The organism is Pumilibacter intestinalis, from assembly GCF_943193005.1.
In the GTDB taxonomy this organism is placed as follows: domain Bacteria; phylum Bacillota; class Clostridia; order Christensenellales; family Pumilibacteraceae; genus Pumilibacter; species Pumilibacter intestinalis.
In genome coordinates this window covers 105,416-123,126 of sequence record NZ_CALPCH010000004.1, presented here as the reverse complement: position 1 = coordinate 123,126, position 17,711 = coordinate 105,416, and the positions used below count along the sequence as shown (strand labels likewise).

Below are 17,711 nucleotides of genomic sequence, written 5' to 3'. Positions count from 1 at the left end.
CCATGCAGGAGATTGCCGCGCTCACTGCGTTCGCTCGCAATGACATGATACATTTCCACTGTCATTGCGAGGAGGGCGAAGCCCGACGAAGCAATCCCACACATGAGGAAAGTACATTTCCACTGTCATTGCGAGGAGGGCGAAGCCCGACGAAGCAATCCCACACATGAGGAAAGTACAGCAAAGCAACGGAAAAATAAAAACCGGCAATAACGGCGCAAAGCCGATTGCAAATAAAAAAACTTTTGGAGGGTAGAAAAATGACAAAGAAAGGCTATATGCCTAAACTACTTGCTATGCTTATCGGCGCAATAATGTGCCTGTGCATGGCAACGGTTGCGTTTACCGCGGCGGGAGTCGTGGGCGCAAAAGCAGAGGGGGAAACGGAAACCGACCCCAACAAGCTAATTTTGGAAGAGGTGGACGAATTCAACACACTTGGTTACAAAATCGAAAAACAAAGCGGCGTGCTCGATGGAACCCCTTATGATTATGTTATGACTGTAGTTGATAATACCAAAGGTTGGTGGATGGTAAAGAAAGGTCAAAGCAGTAACTTGTTTTTCAATAATACCGATGAAATTGTTTGGAATATTACGACTCAATCCGGCAAGAATGTTAACGGCGGTAATTTTAAGTATTCAAAAGGGTTATCATTAACTTCTACAGACACAACGATTGGCGTATTCAAAACCAATAACACAAGCGGCTACAGCGGACTTTATGTAGAACAGGGAGACAAAGCGGAAGGAGACTCTACCGGAAGATTTAAGACGGGCGAGACTGTTATTACCGCAAAATTCAAAACGAGCAGTTCTTTGAGCTCTAAATGTGAAACGCATACCAAAGACCCTTGTACTTGCCATGTGGACGGAGCCGGAAACGGTGAAATTTTAACAGGAAAAAGTTTAAGTGTTTTGTATAGAGTTGTTCACGTGGACGATAACAAATTTACTTTCACGGGTGCAATGAAAGACGAGAACAATCCCAAACAAGGAATGTGGCTTAAATTTAACGCAAATGAAGTTTGCGGAGTTGCTACGGCGGATGCGGAGTGGACTCGTGCCGAACGCTTTATAGACAATCAGGATAGCGGCGGCAATACTAATTTCTTTTTTAAGGATATTTTCTTCTTGGAAAATTTTGACCTTGAGAGTGCAACCGCTGCGCCTACGGCTACGGAACTTGCCGGCAAAAGTTTGTATGATTTAATGTCGGGTGAAAACAAAAAGACGGATGGTTTTTTGTTCCAAACGGAAGTAAGACCTGACCATATCGAAATTTTTAAGGGAGTTAGAGAGAGTGCCGAAGACGAAGAGGGTAAATACGTCGATTTTGTTGCAGGCGATACGTTCTATTTGAAAGAAGGACTTTACTTGCTTGGTAAGGACGGTAACTCAAACTGGGCTACCGCTTACGAGGGAGGAGCGGATAACTATATAAATCGCGACCAGTTCTTCACGTTCGACGGCGAAAAGTGGTCTATAGACCAGTTCAGTACGGCTATATCGCTCGATAAAAAAGAAGCCATGATAGAGGTTGGCGCAAACGATACCATTACGGCAAACGTAGAAAAGGGCAAATTCGTTTCGGGCGAGGCGAGCACTCCCGTGTGGAGTTCGGATGACGAAGCCGTTGCAACCGTTGCGGGCGGCGTTGTTACGGGCGTTGCGGCGGGCACTGCCACTATAAAAGCGGAGCTTGCCGACGGCACGTATGCAACCGCAGAAGTAACCGTTGTGCGCAACGACGAAATAAAGAGCATAACTCTCGATAAGCGCAATATAACGCTTTACACGGGCGACGAGAACAACACCTACACGCTTGTGGCAACCATAGAGGGCGGCAGTCAGGCGTCTCAGGCGGTTACTTGGACTTCGGCTAATCCCGCCGTTGCCACGGTTGACGAGAACGGCAAAGTTACCGCAGTAGCGGAGGGCAGCACCAAAGTTACGGCTACGGCAGCCGACGGAAAAACCGCGGAGGTTACCGTAAACGTATTGCAGGCTGAAGAAGAAAATCCCCCTACGCCCACGCCCGGTCCCGACGATAACACCGACAACAAAGGCGACGAAACGAAAGATGAGGGCGGTTGCGGCTCTAATGTGCTCGGAACGTCGGCTATCGCCGCAAGCGTGCTTATGCTCGGTGCGGCAGTAGTGCTCTTTGCTCGCAAGAAGAACGCGGCAAACAAGTAAGTCGGAGCAAACACAATGACTAAAAACAAATTTTTCGCAATCCTTATGTCGATTGTTATGGCTTTTGCTCTTGCGGGTTGCGATAAGGAGTCGGGCGGCGGCAAACTGCCCGGCCCCGATACTAATCCGCCCGTGCACGCGGGGGCGCATCTTACCGCCTCGGTTAAGGGTGCGCCCGATTATTCGGAACACGATGGCGAGCTTATGCCAATAGGCGCATGGAATTCTTCGCCGAGCATTAACTACGTGTATACGGAAAAAGAGCTTTCTGCGGCGTCGGAGGCGGGCATACAATTTTTGTGCGACGTGCGCATATCGCGTTACACCGACACAAGCTCGGGGCGAAAAGCTCTCGTTGCGGCAATGGACGCTATAGAAAAATCGGGCATGAAAACGTTCGTTAATCTTTCGGGGCTTAGCTATACGGACGTGAAAAACACCGAACTCGTCTATAGCGAGCTGTTGCCGTATATGGAAAAGGATTTCTTTTTGGGCTTCAACTTTTGGGACGAACCGAGCGTTGATAGGTTCGAGTCGCTCGAGGTATCGGCGGCGGCGTATGCAAAAGATTATCCCGATAAAACGGGGTACGTAAATCTTTTGCCCAACTACGCCACAAACGGACAGCTCGGAGTGGGAAAAGACGGTACTTACAAAGGTTACGTGAACGGTTTCGCGCAAACGGTTTCCTCGGTGGATATGCTTTCTTACGACTTTTATCCGCTTGCGGGGCAGACCGACAACGGCACGGTGTTGTCGCACGGTCTGAACGGAAACTGGCTTGCTTCGCTCGAAGCGATGTCGGGCGCGGCGAAATCCGCGGGCAAAGATTTTTGGGTGTTTATTCAGTGCATGGATTTCAACAACACCAACCGTGCGCCGCAGAGCGTTGCGGATATCACTTTTCAAAACTATGTGAACATGTGCTACGGCGCGCGCGGCTTGCAGTATTTCAGCCTTACCACGCCGCCCGACGGCAAAGAGCAGTTCGGACCCGCCATGCTTGACAGGGAACTGAACAAGACCGCCAACTACTATTACGTAAAAGAGGCTAACGAACAAATCCAGTCGTTTGCGCATGCGTATCTTCAATTTACTTGGGACAACGTAATGCCCGTATACGGCACTGTGATAAACGATATATCGGCAACGGGGTTTGACCTGCTTTCCGATTGCATGACCGAGTCCGAGGATTTCGAGGTTACCTCCAACTTAGACGCGCTTGTGGGGCAGTTCCACGACCAAAACGGCTACAAAGGCTACATGGTAACGAGAGTTAGCGACCCTATGGACGGACTCACGGGCACGCTAAGCATGACTTTCAACGCGAGTCACGCGCTCGTTTACGAAGGCGGCGAATGCAAAACCGTGGAAATTCCGAGCGGCGTATACAAGTTCTCGCTCGAGGCGGGCGAAGGAAAATTCATAATACCGTACAACGCGTAAATTATAGCGCGTAATTAAGAGGAAAGGCAGTTTGTGCTTTTCCTCTTTTTTTAGTTTGAAAACGCTTGACTTATTTGCAAATGCGCTTAAAAAATAGCTTGCAAAATTCCTCGGCGTGTTGTATAATATTCTTTAAGGATAGTTTATGGGAAAACGCGCCGTTTTTGTAAAAAACAAATATTACACCGACTCGGGCATGGAGTACGTTTATAAGCGGCTTGCGGAAGAATTTCGCAGTCGCGGTATAACGCTCGAGCTTTCAGGCAATATTTATGCGAGCTATCCTCAAAAAACCTTAAGTTACGATTTCGGCGTGTATTGGGACAAAGACGTTGCCCTTGCCGAGCGGCTCGAATACGGCGGATTGCGGCTTTTCAACAGTGCGCGCACTGTTGAGCTGTGCGACGACAAGCGCAAGACTTTCGAGGCTCTTTGCGGCAAAATCGAACTCGTGCAAACCGTTTGCGCTCCGCTCGTGTACGACGTGTCGAGCGGCGACGACGGGCAGTTTTTGGATTTCGTTCAAAACGCGGTGGGGTATCCCGCAGTCGTAAAAGAAAACTCGGGCAGTCAGGGGCGGCAGGTGTATCTTGCGAACAACCGCTCCGAGCTCGAAAAATTGCACGCCGAACTTATGCGCAAGCCGCACTTGATACAAAGATTTGTGCGTGGCGAACGCGCCGGGTCGGATATTAGAGTGTATGTGGTGGGGCGGCGGGCGGTTGCCGCCGTAGAACGCTTGAACACCACCGACTTTCGTTCCAACGTGTTTATGGGCGGCGAAATGCGCATAGCCGAACTTACGCCGCAACTTAAGCAAATTGCGGAAATCGCGGCTAACGCGCTTAACCTCGAATACGGCTCGGCGGATTTTATTTGCGAAGACGGCAAGCCCGTATTCATAGAAGCCAACGGTTCGGTGTACATGCAGAGCGCGGAACGCTTGGGCATAAAACTCGCGCCCGCGTTTGTCGATTACATTGCGGAGGCGGTATATGGAAATTGCCGATAACGTAAAAAAGTTCCGCGAGCGTTTATTAAAGGCGTGCCTTGAGTGCGGACGGTGCGAAGAGGATATTACCGTTGTGCCCGCAACAAAGTGCGTTTCGACAGAAACGGTGCTGAATTTGCCGAAATTCGGTTTTACCGAGGCGGGTGAAAACCGAGTGCAGGAGTTTACTCGAAAGTACCGCGAAAATTCGGGACTTAACTGGCATATTATAGGTGCGCTTCAGACCAACAAGGTTAAATACGTTGTGGGCAAAGCGCGTATGATACAGTCGGTAGACCGAGAGTCGCTCGCTCGGGAGATATCGCGGCTGTCGGTGAAAAAGGGAGTGGTAACCGATATATTGCAAGAGGTGAATATCGGCGCGGAGCAAAACAAGAGCGGAGTGCCGCCGGAGCAAGCGGAAGAACTGCTTGCAAACATATCGAGCCTGCCCGGCATAAGAATAAGAGGGCTTATGAGCGTTCCGCCCGTGGGCGCGGCGGCAAAACTTTACGAAGATATGTATAAACTGTTTTGCGATTTGAAAAACAAATATAAAGGCATGGATACGCTTTCCATGGGTATGTCGGGCGATTTCGAGCTTGCGGTAAAATGCGGGGCAACCATGGTTCGACCGGGCAGAGTGCTGTTCGGCGAGCGCGTATAAACGAGAAACACTGCGGAGGAGCAAAGATATGAAATACGAAGATTGGGCGAGAAACGCCCGAAATTACGGCGGCGACGATAAAATGGAATATTTCGAGGACTCGCACCGCGGCGGCAATTTCGGGAGCGCGATGCCCGAATACTCTCAAACGCCCACAATGAAACAAACGGCTTCGTTTACTCAAAAGTTCATGTCTACGCCGTATTTTCAAAACGTGGTCGTTTACGAGCCGCGCACGCCCGAAGACGTGCAACTGCTCATAGACTACCTAAAACAGCACGAACCCGCGGTGGTTAATTTGGACAACGTAGAGCCTATCGCCGCACAGCGCATACTCGATTTCGTGAGCGGCGCGACTTACGCGCTGAGCGGAAGCGTGCACAGAATTGCGGGCAACATTTTCCTGTTGTCGCCCGAAGGAGTGGGAATTACCGTACCTTATGAAGCAAGATAACGCCGATAACTCAATAATAAAGTTTTTCAAAGCGGCTTGGGCTTATATAAAGCACGCCAAAATAGAACTGATAGTTTTGGTTGCTCTTTTTGCTTTGGACCTCATAACGAAAGCCATAGTGGGAAATAACATGTATCTCGGCGAGTCGATACAGTTAATTCCCAACCTGCTGTATATAAGATACGTGCGCAACACGAAAGCGGCGTTCGGCAGTGCGTTCGGACTTGAAAAGGTGCTAAGCCTCGACGCGATACGCATAATCTTCTTGGTAATCACCGTGCTTGCGGTGAGCGTGTTCGCCTATCTATTGTACCGTTGCCGCCGCAGACACATACTCATGCGTGTTGCAATCGCTCTCATCATAGCGGGTGCGCTCGGAAACTTTTTCGACCGATTGGTTTATCATTACGTGCGCGATTTTATAGCGTTCGAGTTCTTGGGGTGCGACTTGCCGTTGCTCGGTACGGCGTTTCCCGTGTTCAACGTGGCGGATATGGGACTTACGGTGGGAGTAGTGCTGTTCCTCGTTTATTTCATTGCCATTTACAAAGAGCCCAAAACCGCAAAGCCTACCGAAACGGTAACGGAGCTTGATACCTCCGCCATAGAAGAGAGTGACGAACGCGGCGAGCGGGAAACGCCCGAGCCTATAGATAACGCGGAACAAACCGCTGTGGCGGCGGTATCGGCGGAAAATCCCGACGAGGAAGGCGGGAAATGAGCGCAAAGTCGGCGTACACGGTTGCGGAGGGCGGCGAGCGTTTGGACGTTTATCTCGCGGCGGCAACGGATAAAACCCGTTCGCACATAAACCGACTGAACGACGGCGGCAATATTCTTTGCAACGGCAAGCGCGAAAAGAGCGGAAAAATTCTCAAGGCGGGCGACGAACTGCTCGTTATCGAAGAGGACGCGCAAATATTCGCCGAGCCGCAGGAGCTTCCGCTCGACGTGATTTACGAAGACTCCGACATAGCGGTAATAAACAAAGCGCAGGGCATGAGCGTGCACCCCGGCGCGGGAATAAAATCGGGCACGCTCGTAAACGCTCTCTTATACAGGTTCGGAACGCTTTCGGGCGCGGGCGGCGAAGTGCGCCCCGGCATTGTGCACAGGCTTGACAAAGACACCTCGGGAGTGTTGCTCGTTGCCAAAAACGACAAAGCGCACTTGTCGCTATCAAACCAACTGAGCCGCAGAGAGATGAAAAAGCTGTACGTAGCTTTGCTCGAAGGCAATCTCAAACTCGACTCGGGAGAGGTTCGCACCTACATAGGCCGCAGTCCGCGCGACCGCAAAAAAATGGCGGTGTTGCCGCACGGCAAAGAGGCCGTTACTTTTTACAGAGTAACGGAGCGTTTCCGCGAAAACTGCCTTGCGGAATTCGATATAAAAACGGGCAGAACTCATCAGATACGCGTGCACGCGCAGTATCTCGGGCATCCGGTAGTGGGCGACAAAACTTACGGTTACGCCAAACAAAAATACGATTTGCAAGGGCAGTTGTTGCACGCGCGGCAAATCACGTTCAAGCACCCCGCAACGGGCGAAGAACTGACCTTTTCCGCGCCGATACCCGATTATTTCCAAAGAATTATTCAAAAGTTAACAAACCGGGAGGGTTGATATATGAGATTTAAGGCATCGGTAATGAACGAAGAAGAAATGCGTCGTGCGCTCATTCGCATTTCGCACGAAATCATCGAGCGAAACCGCGGAGTGGAAAACCTTGTGTTCGTGGGCATACAAACGCGTGGCGTGCCGCTTTCGCGCGAAATATGCAAGATAGTGAAAGACGTGGAAAACGTAGAAGTGCCTTGCGGCAGCCTCGATATCACGCTTTACCGCGACGATTTTTCGCTCATAAGCGACCACCCGCAAATTAACGGCACCGATTTGCCGTTCTCCATAACGGGAGTTAACGTGGTGCTCGTAGACGACGTGCTGTATACGGGCAGAACGGTACGGGCGGCTATGGACGCCATATCCGAAATGGGCAGACCCAAGAGCATACAGCTTGCGGTGCTCGTAGACAGGGGCGGCAGAGAACTGCCCATAGGCGCGAACTACGTGGGCAAAACTCTTCCCACGTCGCGAAGCGAGCTCGTATCGGTGAGCGTTGCGGAAACCGACGGCAAAAACGGCGTAGATATTTACAGCGTGGACTAAAAAGGAACGTAATCTGAAATGCTAAAAAGAAAAGATTTGCTCGGGCTTAAAGATATAACCGCCGAGGAAATGGAAGAAATACTTTCCACCGCGGTGCAGATGAGAAAGATACTTGACCAAAACGTGAAAAAGACCCCGCACCTTCAGGGCAAGAGCGTTACCACTTTGTTTTACGAGAACAGCACTCGCACGCGCACCTCGTTCGAAACCGCGGCGAAGATAATGGGGGCGAACACAACCTCTATATCGGCGCAGACCTCGAGCGTGACAAAGGGCGAAACGCTTATAGACACGGGCAAAAACCTCGACGCTCTTCTTACCGACGTTATAATAATGCGGCATTCCATGTCGGGTGCGCCGCATCTGCTTGCCAAAAACGTGAAAGCGAGCGTGATAAACGCGGGCGACGGCATGAACGAGCACCCCACGCAGGCGCTTTTGGATATCTACACCATGAAGGAAAAGTTCGGCGATATCAAGGGGCTTAAGGTGGTTATAGCGGGCGACGTAAAGCATTCGAGAGTTGCTCGCAGCAACATATGGGGTCTGCGCAAGTTGGGCGCGGAAGTTACGGTGTGCGCCCCCAAAACCTTGCTTCCCGCGGGAATAGAAGAAACCGACGTGAGCGTGAGCACCGACTTGGACGACTGCATAGCGGGCGCAAACGTGGTAATGGGATTAAGGCTTCAGCTCGAACGCCAGCAGGCGGGGCTTTTCCCGAGCGCGGCGGAATACAACGCCTATTACGGATTGAACGCGGCGCGGCTCGACAAAGCGGACGGCGACGCCATACTCATGCACCCCGGACCGGTAAACCGCGGGCTTGAGATAGGCAGCGATATAGCCGACTGCGAGCAGTCGTATATTTTGCGGCAGGTTACGAACGGCGTTGCGGTACGCATGGCGGTATTATTCCTGCTCACGAGAGCCAAACAACAGTAAACGGAGACAGAGAGAAAAATGAGTTTGCTTATTAAGAACGGCATGGTTGTTTGCGGCGACGAAACCGTAGACGCCGACGTATATGCGGAAGGAAGCAAGATAGTTAAAATCGGCGCGAACCTCGACTGCGCCGCCGACAACGTGATAGACGCGAGCGGCAAAATAGTAATGCCCGGATTTGTGGACATGCACTGTCATTTGCGCGAGCCGGGGCAGGAATACAAAGAAGATATCGCGAGCGGCAGTGCGGCGGCTTTGCGGGGCGGATTTACCTCCGTTGCGTGTATGCCCAACACCGTTCCGCCCATAGACAACGCCGCGCTCGTAAAATACGTGCTTACCCGCGCCGCCGAGGTGGACAGGGCGAAAGTTTATCCCATAGGCTGTATCACCAAGCACCAGCAGGGCAAAGAGATAGCCGAAATGGGCTTTATGAAAGAAAACGGAGCGGTTGCCTTTTCCGACGACGGCAGACCGGTAGAGAACGCAAACATAATGCGGCTTGCGCTCGAATACGCTTCGGGACTCAAAACGCTCATAATAAGCCACAGCGAGGACAAACAGCTTGCCGCCGACGGAGTGGTTAACGAGGGACTCAATTCCACCGTTTCTGGGCTTAAGGGCATAACCCGCGCGGCGGAAGAGTGCATGGTATCGCGCGACGTGATACTTGCCGAAACGCTCGGCGCACGCATACACATAGCGCACGTGAGCACGCGCGGAAGCGTGGAAATAATAAGGCAGGCAAAGGCGCGGGGCGTAGCGGTTACTTGCGAAACCTGCCCGCACTATTTTTCGGCGACCGACGACGAAATACTCAACTACAACACCAACTCCAAAATAAATCCGCCGCTAAGGCTGCAGTCGGACGTGGAGGCGATAATAGAAGGACTGCGCGACGGCACGATTGACGCAATCGCCACCGACCACGCGCCGCATCATGCCGACGAAAAAAATCTCGAGTTCAATCTCGCGCCGTTCGGCACGAGCGGGTTCGAAACGGCGTTTTCGCTCGCCTATACCAATTTGGTGGAAACCGATATTATAGATATCGCGGCTCTTTCCAAACTGATGAGCGCGAACCCCGCCAAGATACTCGGAATAGGTTCGGGCGAAATAAAAGAGGGCGAACGCGCCGATATAGTGGTGATAGACCCCGAAAAGAGCTACACGGTGGACAGTTCCAAGTTTGTATCCAAGGGCAAGAACAGCTTGTTCAACGGTTGGAAACTCAAAGGCGCGGTGGAATACGTGATAGTGGACGGCATGCAAAAGGAGATAAAAAATTATGATAGATAAGCTCATCGAAGGCATAAAGAGTACGGGAAACCCCACGGCTGTGGGGCTCGATACCTCTTTCGACTATTTGCCCGACAACATGAAAAAGAATTGCCGCACGCCGCTCGACGCGGCAAAGGCGATAACCGAATTCAATCTTACGCTTATAGACCGGTTGCACAAACTCGTACCCGCGGTGAAAGTTCAGGTTGCATATTACGAAATGTACGGAGTTGCGGGAATGCAGGCGTTTGCCGACACTCTCGCCGCCGCAAAAAAGAGCGGACTCATCACTATAGCCGACTGTAAGCGCAACGATATCGGCTCGACTGCGGCTTGCTACAGTGCGGCGTATCTCGGAAAAACGAATATAAACGGCGAGGAATTTTCGCCGTTCGAAGCCGATTTTCTTACCGTTAACGGATATCTCGGCTCGGACGGACTCAATCCCTTTATTGCGGACTGCGAAAAATACCGCAAGGGCATATTCGCGCTCGTGAAAACCTCCAATCCGTCGAGCGGTCAGCTTCAGGATAAAAGCATGGAAAACGGCGCGACTTTGTACGAAAACATGGCGGAACTCGTCGTGGAGTGCGGCAAGAACCTTGTGGGAAAATACGGCTATTCGAGCGCGGGCGCGGTAATAGGCGCGACTCATCCCGCGCAGGCGCAAGACGTGCGCAAAAAGTTCCCGAGTTTGTTCTTTCTCATTCCGGGCTACGGAGCGCAGGGCGGAAGCGCGGACGGTCTTGCCGTGTGTTTCGATAATAACGGACTCGGCGGCATAGTAAACAATTCGCGCGGCATTATCTGCGCTTACAAAAAGGACAAATACAACGGGCAGACCTACGCGCAGGCGGCGGAAAACGCGGTAATCGAGATGCGCGAAGATATTTTCGGCGCGCTTAAGAGAGCGGGCAAAGCGAGATAAAAAGTGAAAGATATAGAATTTACCGTAGAGAGCAACATTTTTCTTACTAAGAGCGTGCTAGAACTCAAACTCGTTGCAAGCGAACAACTGCCCGAAATTCGTTGCGGACAGTTTTTGCACTTGAAAGTAGGCGGCGAATTTTTGCTCCGTCGACCGTTTTGCATTTACAAATTCGACTCGCACAGCGTAACTTTGATAGTTGCTGTGGTGGGCGGTGGCACCCGTCGCATTGCCGAGTTTAAGGCGGGCGACAAAGTGAAAGCGGTGCTTCCCATAGGCAACGGATTTACGCTCGGCAATGAGCACCGCAAAATATTGTTGCTCGGCGGCGGCGTGGGGTGTGCGCCGCTCGTAACCGTGCCGCTGACCTATCCCGACCGCGAGTATATTTCTTACATAGGTTTCGCAAATTCGGAAGCGGTAATGTTCGAAAAGGATTTCGGCGCGTTCGGCAAAACGGTGCTTTGCACCGACGACGGAAGCGCGGGGCGCAAGGGATACGTTACCGACGTGCTCCGTGAAGACGTGGAAAAGATAAAACCCGACGTTATACTCACGTGCGGCAATACTCCCATGCTTAAAGCGGCGGCTCGGCTTTCCGCCGAAACGAAGATACCCGCGTACATGTCGGGCGAAACACGCATGGGTTGCGGCGTGGGCGCGTGTTTGGTGTGCGCGTGCGCCGTAAAGCAAAAGAACGGCGAGATTGTGAACAAACGCGCGTGCGTTGACGGACCTGTGTTCAGTCTGGAGGAAATAATACTGTGAGCGAAGAAAAGAACATAGACACTTCGGTGGAAATCTGCGGAGTAAAGTTCCGTAATCCCATAATAACGGCAAGCGGCACTTTCGGCTTCGGAAAGGAGTATGCCGAATTTTACGATATAAACAAGCTCGGCGGCATTTGCACCAAGGGCGTAACCAAAGAAAGGCGCGAGGGAAACCCGTCGCCGAGAATTGCCGAAACGCCTATGGGCATGCTCAACAGCGTGGGACTGCAAAATCCCGGCGTGGACGGATTTATACGCGAGGACGTGCCCTTTCTCGAAAAGCTCGATTGCGTTGTGATAGCAAACGTAGCGGGCAGAACCGAAGAGGATTACTGCTACGCCGTGGAAAAGATAAGCGCGTGCAAGTGCGTTAAAATGGTGGAGCTTAACATAAGTTGCCCCAACGTAAAGGCGGGCGGAATGGCGTTCGGGGTATTGCCCGAGAGCGTGGAGAAGATAACCCGAGCGGTTAAAAAGCATTGCGCAAAGCCGCTTATGGTGAAACTTTCGCCCAACGTAGCCAACATTGCCGACAACGCCCGCGCGGCGGAAAACGGCGGCGCGGATTGCCTGTCGCTCATAAACACGGTGGGGGGCATGGCGATAAATTGGCGCACGCGTAAGCCCGTGCTCGCAAACGTGTGCGGCGGCTTGAGCGGACCCGCGATAAAGCCCATTGCACTTAAAATGGTTTACGAAACGCACAAAGCCGTAAAAATTCCCATAGTGGGCATGGGCGGAATAACCACCGCCGACGATATAATGGAATTTATGGTTGCGGGCGCGGCGGCGGTTCAGATAGGCTCGGCAAATATTTTCGACCCTTGCGCGGGCATAAACCTTGTCAATGAGTTGACAAATCTTATGAAAAGGTGTAACATAAATAATGTGCGCGAACTTACGGGAACACTTTCCGTATAATCGGTTTGCGTGAAAAGGAACTTTATGGCTCTTACCGACGAACAGATTTTACAAGTTTTCAAAAAGACCGAAGGTATACTTCACGGGCATTTCGTGCTCACGAGCGGTCGGCACTCCGATACGTATATGCAGTGCGCGAAACTGTTCGTTCATCCCGAGGAGAGCGCGTATTTGTGCGGAGCGCTTGCCGAAAAACTGCGCGAGTTTAACGCGGAAATAGTGGTTTCGCCGGCAGTGGGCGGCATAATAATGGGCTACGAGGTTGCCCGTCAGCTCGGCGTTCCCAACTTTTTCGCCGAACGCGAGGGCGGCAGTATGACTCTTCGCCGCGGCTTTGCGTTAAAAGCGGGCATGCGCGTAATAGTGGTGGAAGACGTTGTTACCACGGGCGGTTCGGTAAAAGAGGTTATGGAACTTTGCCGCAATGCGGGCGCGGAGATTGTAGCCGTGGCGTCGGTTGTGGACCGCAGCGGCGGACAGGTGGATTTCGGCGTGCCGTACTGTGCGCTTCTCAGTATGGAAGTAAAGAGCTACGAGGCGAGCGAGTGTCCTCTTTGCCGCGAGGGAAAAACTCCCGCGGTTAAACCGGGCAGCAGAGGTCTTAAATAAGTTAAACAATCATAAAAAAATTTTTGTGATATATACTAATCAAAAAGCAAAACGGAGTTTTTAAGTATGGCGGCAAAGGCAAAAAAACGTAATTTTCTTCAGGCTTATTTTTCGAATTTCGGAATTCGTCAGATATGCGACTTGCTCATGCTCGGCGGCGCGATTGTGCTTTTGGTGGGCATTTTCGTGAGCGACCTCGTAATAGCGGTGGGGCTGGGCATATATCTTGCGGCTTCCGCTTTGGCTATAGTGCGCAGCGTGCTCGTGCTCGCAAGCAAGATAAACCGCAGGTCGCCCGAGTATAAAAACGCAATTATAAACACCGTTATAATGGGCGTGATATTCCTCGTTGCGTTGTTCGGATTTATTTACGCGTTGGTGTAATTTTAAGATAAAAAGCATAAGAGCGTTTCTATAACCGAAACGCTCTTTTTTCATGCTTTATTCCCGTTCGTCTTTGGGGGTGACGAACACGGTTTTGTAGTCGGTGTATATCGCTTTGCCCGGTGCGCCGCCTTTGGGCTTGCTTACGAACTTTTTGAGAGTGTAGTCTACCGCCACATTGTCGGCAAGCCGTGCTTTAGAGTAGTAAGCGGCTATCTGCGCGGCGCGGATTATCACGCTTTGGTCTATTTGTTCGCCCGATACCGTTACGTGGCTGCCGTGAGTCTTTTGGGTGTGTAGCCAAAGGTCGTCGGCTCGAGCCGATTTTGTAACGCGGTCGTTTTGCGTGTTGGTTTTGCCCCAACGTATCACGCAGTTTTTGTATTTGAGTTCGCCGCCCGCCGCGAGCTTTTCTTTTTTCTTTTTGGATTTTTGTTCGCGAATCAGATTTGCCGCGGCAAGCTCGGATATTATTTCTTCCAATCCTTCTTCGTCGGTGTAGGCGAAACTGTCGAGCACCGAGTTGTAGTATTCTATATCCGCTTCGGTTTGCGCGATTTGGTCTTCCACCATGGAGAGAGTCTTTTTCTTTTTGGCGTACCGTTTGAAATACATTTGCGCGTTGTATTGCGGCGATTTGCTTGCGTCGAGTGCTATTGCGATATTTTGCGGCGGATTTTCGTAGTAGTTTTCCGCCTCCAAAGTTTTCATGCCTTGCTTGATTTTGTATATGTTGGCTATTATCAGTTCGCCGCAAAGTCTGTCGTGCTCGGCGTCCGACGCTTCCTCTTTGCGAGTTAAGAACAGCTTGCGCTTTTTCTCGGCGCGAGCTATGGCGTTGCGCACGACGGTTTTGGGTACGTGCCCTTTTTCCTGTATGCGTCTGTCGCGGTCGAGCGCGAAATAGTATTCGTCCATGGCTTTGTTGAGAGTGGGGAAATATGCGTATTCGCCGCCGTCTGAAAAGGGCGCGAGCCAAAAGTCGGACTTTCCGTCGTCGCCGCGCCTTATGCAGGGGCGAAGATTATTTGCGAGCGAGTCGAAATCGAACGCGGCGCAAAGTTTTTCTTTTTGTTCGCTATCGAGCGAGTCGAAATATACTCCGCCCAAAGTTTTCTCTGTTATCGCTTTTATCGTAGCCGGAGCGAGTCCCGCCGCGCCCGCGAGAATATAGCCGCTCAAGTTGCCGCCTTCGAATTTGTTCAGTAGATTTGAAAACGCCTTTTTGTCGAAAACGTCGATTTTGTTTTGGGGCGGAGGGGCGCAGTATTTAAGCCCCGGCAAAACGGGTCGTTTTTCACTGCTTGCGGGCGAGATATGTTTTATGCACTCGGATATCTTGCCGCTTTCGTCGCACAGTATCACGTTGGCGTATTTGCCGAGGATTTCGCACACCAAAGTTTTGTCTTCCTCGTAGCCGAGGTCGCCGCGTGCTTTGAGCTTGAAAAATAGAATGCGCTCGCCGTGCATGGAAGAAACGCTTTGTATCACCGCGCCGCCTATATGTTTGCGAAGATGCATCAAAAACGCGGGAGCGTTGAGCGGATTGTTTTTGGGTGCGCGGTCGGAAAGATGAACGCGCGGCAAAGAGGGGTTCGCGCTGAGTATAAGCGCGTGCCTTGCCGAGGAGTGGACGAAAAGCACTATTTCGTCGGGCTCGGGCATGGTAATTTTGTCTATTCTGCCGCCGCCGAGCGCGGAATTCAGTTCGGCGGCAATTATGCTTATGTGCAGTGCGTCGGCGGGCATGGTAATTCTCCCGTAATTTTCTTACTATCAAGTATAAACTAAGTTCGGGTAATTAGTCAATACAATTTGACAAAAGTTACCGCGTGTGTTATCATAATTAGGTACGATTTTTTGGAGGTTACAATGGAATACAAAATTGAAAGACAAAAGGGCAGCGTAAAGTTCGTTTTTACCGTGCCTAACGCAGAGTGGGACGAGGAAATTAACGCCGCTTATATAAAGACGAAAGCCAAATACAATATCCCCGGATTTCGCAAGGGAAAAGCTCCTCGCAAGTTCATAGAAAACATGTACGGACCTACCGTGTTTTTCGACGAGGCGTTTAATACTTGCGCTTCTAAGGCATACGGCAAGGCTCTTTCCGAAAACGAGGATATCTATCCCGTAGACGAGCCCAAAGTGGATATAGAGAATTTCGGCGCCGACGCCATGGTTTTCGGTATATCGGTAACCGTAAAGCCCGAAGTAACGCTCGGGCAGTATAAAGGACTCACCGTTAAAAAAGCGGAGTATCCCGTTACCGACAAGGACGTGGAAGAAGATATAGAGCGCAGTCTTAAAGCAAAGAGCAGACTCGTGGATATAACCGACCGCGCGGCTAAAAACGGAGACACCGTAAACATAGATTACAGCGGCAGCGTAGACGGAGTGAAATTCAACGGCGGCACGGCGGAAAAGCAGGAGCTTACGTTGGGAAGCAAATCTTTTATCCCCGGCTTCGAAGAGCAGGTTGAGGGCATGAAGATAGGCGAGGAAAAAGACCTCAAAGTTAAGTTCCCCGACGATTACCACGCCGAGGACCTCAAGGGCAAAGACGCCGTGTTTGCGGTAAAACTCAATTCGATTAAGTTCCGCGAAATTCCCGAGCTTAACGACGATTTCGTGAAAGACACCACAAAGTTCGAAACTGTGGCGGAATACCGCGCGGACGTAAAAAAGCGTTTGACCGATAGCGCAGAACGCAGAGCGGACAACGAAAACAAAAACAACATGATAGACGCAATCGTGGCTAACGCGAGCGTGGATATACCCGATTGCATGATAGAGAGCGAACTCGACTACATGTTGCAGGATTTCGAGTACCGTTTGGGTTATATGTACGGCGGCATGAAGCTGGACGATTACTTTAAGTACACGGGAAGCAGCAGAGAGGATTTCCGCAAAGACCGCAAGTCGGAAGCGGAAAAGGCTGTGAAAACCCGTCTTGTTATGGAAACTATTATAAAGACCGAAAAGGTAGAACCTACCGAGCAGGAAATAGATAAGCGCATAGCCGAAATAGCCGAACAGCAAGGAAAGACTCTCGAGGAATACAAGCCGAGCGTTTCGGAACATCAGCTTACGCACATAAAGAGCGACGTAACCGTGGAAAAGACGCTCAACGAACTCGTAAAGGCTAACGAATTCAAGGCGGAAGCAAAGAAATCGGAAGCAAAGAAAGAAACCAAAGAAGGCGCGGAGAAAAAGCCCGCGGCGGCAAAGAGCGCAACTGCGAAGACGACTTCCGCAAAGACGGCTACGGCAAAGAAACCCGCCGCCAAGAAAGAATAATTTTCGACGGAATAAATAAATGCCGGGGAGGATATAAATAAATAGTATGATAAAAAACAGTCTTGTACCAATGGTAGTGGAACAAACCAACAGAGGCGAACGTTCGTATGACATTTATTCCCGTTTGCTCGAAGACCGCATAGTTTTTCTTACGGGAGAAATAGACGATATAACCGCCGACCTCGTAATAGCTCAGCTTTTGCATCTCGAGGGCAAAGACCCTGACAAAGATATCAGTTTGTATATAAACAGCCCCGGCGGCAGCGTAACTGCGGGTATGGGCATTTACGACACTATGAATTACATTAAGTGCGACGTAAGCACCATATGCGTGGGCATGGCGGCGAGCATGGGCGCGTTCCTTTTGAGCAGCGGCGCAAAGGGAAAGCGTTTCGCGCTTCCCAACAGCGAAATAATGATACATCAGCCTTTGGGAGGAGCGCAAGGTCAGGCGAGCGATATCGCAATTCAGGCGGAGCATATTCTCAAAACCAAGAAGAAGATGAACAAAATTCTCGCCGAAAACAGCGGACAGCCGCTCGAGAAGATAGAACGCGACGTAGACAGAGACTATTATATGACTGCGGAAGAAGCGCACAAGTACGGTCTTATAGACAAAATATTCGTTAAACGCGCGTAATATACGGAGGT

The 17,711-nt window shown here is 51.0% G+C and carries 18 protein-coding genes; 17 read left to right on the top strand and 1 reads right to left on the bottom strand.

Going from position 1 to position 17,711, the window contains the following annotated elements; translation table 11 throughout:
• The first annotated feature begins 260 nt into the window (after positions 1–260).
• From NFR55_RS03230 to NFR55_RS03160, 15 genes are all read left to right on the top strand, one after another.
• Positions 261–2,198 (top strand): Ig-like domain-containing protein, encoded by a 1,938-nt coding sequence (locus NFR55_RS03230; protein ID WP_251546175.1) that lies wholly within the window; start codon positions 261–263, stop codon positions 2,196–2,198.
• A 15-nt stretch (positions 2,199–2,213) separates the two neighbouring features.
• Positions 2,214–3,644 carry a hypothetical protein gene (locus NFR55_RS03225; protein WP_251546174.1) on the top strand — a complete coding sequence of 477 codons (1,431 nt, stop codon included), beginning with the start codon at positions 2,214–2,216 and terminating at the stop codon, positions 3,642–3,644.
• A gap of 145 nt (positions 3,645–3,789) precedes the next feature.
• The gene (locus tag NFR55_RS03220) at positions 3,790–4,656 is read left to right on the top strand and encodes an ATP-grasp domain-containing protein (RefSeq protein ID WP_251546173.1); all 867 of its coding nucleotides are present in this window, start codon (positions 3,790–3,792) and stop codon (positions 4,654–4,656) included.
• Positions 4,640–5,302: a YggS family pyridoxal phosphate-dependent enzyme gene (locus tag NFR55_RS03215; RefSeq protein WP_251546171.1), complete on the top strand. Its 663-nt coding sequence runs from the start codon at positions 4,640–4,642 to the stop codon at positions 5,300–5,302. The genes NFR55_RS03220 and NFR55_RS03215 overlap by 17 nt, the downstream gene beginning before the upstream one ends.
• A 28-nt stretch (positions 5,303–5,330) precedes the next feature.
• On the top strand, positions 5,331–5,756 hold the full coding sequence (locus tag NFR55_RS03210) for a cell division protein SepF (protein ID WP_251546169.1): 426 nt from the start codon (positions 5,331–5,333) through the stop codon (positions 5,754–5,756).
• Positions 5,743–6,477, top strand: a complete 735-nt coding sequence (gene lspA / locus NFR55_RS03205; protein WP_251546167.1) for a signal peptidase II — start codon at positions 5,743–5,745, stop codon at positions 6,475–6,477. The genes NFR55_RS03210 and lspA overlap by 14 nt, the downstream gene beginning before the upstream one ends.
• On the top strand, positions 6,474–7,382 hold the full coding sequence (locus NFR55_RS03200; RefSeq protein WP_251546166.1) for an RluA family pseudouridine synthase: 909 nt from the start codon (positions 6,474–6,476) through the stop codon (positions 7,380–7,382). Before lspA ends, NFR55_RS03200 begins: the two co-directional genes overlap by 4 nt.
• A gap of 3 nt (positions 7,383–7,385) precedes the next feature.
• On the top strand, positions 7,386–7,925 hold the full coding sequence (gene pyrR, locus NFR55_RS03195; RefSeq protein WP_251546165.1) for a bifunctional pyr operon transcriptional regulator/uracil phosphoribosyltransferase PyrR: 540 nt from the start codon (positions 7,386–7,388) through the stop codon (positions 7,923–7,925).
• Between the two features lie 18 nt (positions 7,926–7,943).
• The gene (locus tag NFR55_RS03190; RefSeq protein WP_251546164.1) at positions 7,944–8,867 is read left to right on the top strand and encodes an aspartate carbamoyltransferase catalytic subunit; all 924 of its coding nucleotides are present in this window, start codon (positions 7,944–7,946) and stop codon (positions 8,865–8,867) included.
• A gap of 18 nt (positions 8,868–8,885) precedes the next feature.
• Positions 8,886–10,166 (top strand): dihydroorotase, encoded by a 1,281-nt coding sequence (locus NFR55_RS03185; protein ID WP_251546163.1) that lies wholly within the window; start codon positions 8,886–8,888, stop codon positions 10,164–10,166.
• Positions 10,156–11,076 (top strand): orotidine-5'-phosphate decarboxylase, encoded by a 921-nt coding sequence (gene pyrF / locus NFR55_RS03180; protein WP_338052313.1) that lies wholly within the window; start codon positions 10,156–10,158, stop codon positions 11,074–11,076. Before NFR55_RS03185 ends, pyrF begins: the two co-directional genes overlap by 11 nt.
• A gap of 3 nt (positions 11,077–11,079) precedes the next feature.
• Positions 11,080–11,844, top strand: a complete 765-nt coding sequence (locus NFR55_RS03175) for a dihydroorotate dehydrogenase electron transfer subunit (RefSeq protein ID WP_251546162.1) — start codon at positions 11,080–11,082, stop codon at positions 11,842–11,844.
• A complete protein-coding gene (locus NFR55_RS03170; protein WP_251546161.1) occupies positions 11,841–12,767 on the top strand; it encodes a dihydroorotate dehydrogenase in 927 nt (308 codons plus the stop codon). The genes NFR55_RS03175 and NFR55_RS03170 overlap by 4 nt, the downstream gene beginning before the upstream one ends.
• Before the next feature lie 9 nt (positions 12,768–12,776).
• Complete coding sequence (gene pyrE, locus NFR55_RS03165; RefSeq protein ID WP_338052312.1) at positions 12,777–13,376, top strand: orotate phosphoribosyltransferase; 600 nt, start codon at positions 12,777–12,779, stop codon at positions 13,374–13,376.
• A gap of 66 nt (positions 13,377–13,442) precedes the next feature.
• Positions 13,443–13,760, top strand: a complete 318-nt coding sequence (locus NFR55_RS03160) for a hypothetical protein (protein ID WP_251546160.1) — start codon at positions 13,443–13,445, stop codon at positions 13,758–13,760.
• A 57-nt stretch (positions 13,761–13,817) separates the two neighbouring features.
• Here the strand turns inward: NFR55_RS03160 and NFR55_RS03155 are convergent, their stop codons facing one another.
• On the bottom strand, positions 13,818–15,509 hold the full coding sequence (locus NFR55_RS03155; RefSeq protein WP_251546157.1) for an Rqc2 family fibronectin-binding protein: 1,692 nt from the start codon (positions 15,507–15,509) through the stop codon (positions 13,818–13,820).
• Positions 15,510–15,632: 123 nt separating this feature from the next.
• Between NFR55_RS03155 and tig the strand changes: the two genes are divergently transcribed.
• On the top strand, positions 15,633–17,060 hold the full coding sequence (gene tig, locus NFR55_RS03150; protein ID WP_251546155.1) for a trigger factor: 1,428 nt from the start codon (positions 15,633–15,635) through the stop codon (positions 17,058–17,060).
• Between the two features lie 46 nt (positions 17,061–17,106).
• On the top strand, positions 17,107–17,700 hold the full coding sequence (clpP, locus tag NFR55_RS03145) for an ATP-dependent Clp endopeptidase proteolytic subunit ClpP (protein WP_251546153.1): 594 nt from the start codon (positions 17,107–17,109) through the stop codon (positions 17,698–17,700).
• Positions 17,701–17,711: the final 11 nt, after the last annotated feature.

What these genes read in the sequence shown, in the direction of transcription:
- NFR55_RS03190 (WP_251546164.1), top strand. Translation starts at nt 7,944, where the DNA reads ATGCTAAAAAGAAAAGATTTGCTCGGGCTTAAAGATATAACCGCCGAG.
- NFR55_RS03200 (WP_251546166.1), top strand. Translation starts at nt 6,474, where the DNA reads ATGAGCGCAAAGTCGGCGTACACGGTTGCGGAGGGCGGCGAGCGTTTG.
- NFR55_RS03220 (WP_251546173.1), top strand. Translation starts at nt 3,790, where the DNA reads ATGGGAAAACGCGCCGTTTTTGTAAAAAACAAATATTACACCGACTCG.
- tig (WP_251546155.1), top strand. Translation starts at nt 15,633, where the DNA reads ATGGAATACAAAATTGAAAGACAAAAGGGCAGCGTAAAGTTCGTTTTT.
- NFR55_RS03230 (WP_251546175.1), top strand. Translation starts at nt 261, where the DNA reads ATGACAAAGAAAGGCTATATGCCTAAACTACTTGCTATGCTTATCGGC.
- pyrF (WP_338052313.1), top strand. Translation starts at nt 10,156, where the DNA reads ATGATAGATAAGCTCATCGAAGGCATAAAGAGTACGGGAAACCCCACG.
- NFR55_RS03225 (WP_251546174.1), top strand. Translation starts at nt 2,214, where the DNA reads ATGACTAAAAACAAATTTTTCGCAATCCTTATGTCGATTGTTATGGCT.
- NFR55_RS03185 (WP_251546163.1), top strand. Translation starts at nt 8,886, where the DNA reads ATGAGTTTGCTTATTAAGAACGGCATGGTTGTTTGCGGCGACGAAACC.
- NFR55_RS03210 (WP_251546169.1), top strand. Translation starts at nt 5,331, where the DNA reads ATGAAATACGAAGATTGGGCGAGAAACGCCCGAAATTACGGCGGCGAC.
- clpP (WP_251546153.1), top strand. Translation starts at nt 17,107, where the DNA reads ATGATAAAAAACAGTCTTGTACCAATGGTAGTGGAACAAACCAACAGA.
- lspA (WP_251546167.1), top strand. Translation starts at nt 5,743, where the DNA reads ATGAAGCAAGATAACGCCGATAACTCAATAATAAAGTTTTTCAAAGCG.
- pyrR (WP_251546165.1), top strand. Translation starts at nt 7,386, where the DNA reads ATGAGATTTAAGGCATCGGTAATGAACGAAGAAGAAATGCGTCGTGCG.
- NFR55_RS03155 (WP_251546157.1), bottom strand. Translation starts at nt 15,509, where the DNA reads ATGCCCGCCGACGCACTGCACATAAGCATAATTGCCGCCGAACTGAAT.
- NFR55_RS03215 (WP_251546171.1), top strand. Translation starts at nt 4,640, where the DNA reads ATGGAAATTGCCGATAACGTAAAAAAGTTCCGCGAGCGTTTATTAAAG.
- NFR55_RS03160 (WP_251546160.1), top strand. Translation starts at nt 13,443, where the DNA reads ATGGCGGCAAAGGCAAAAAAACGTAATTTTCTTCAGGCTTATTTTTCG.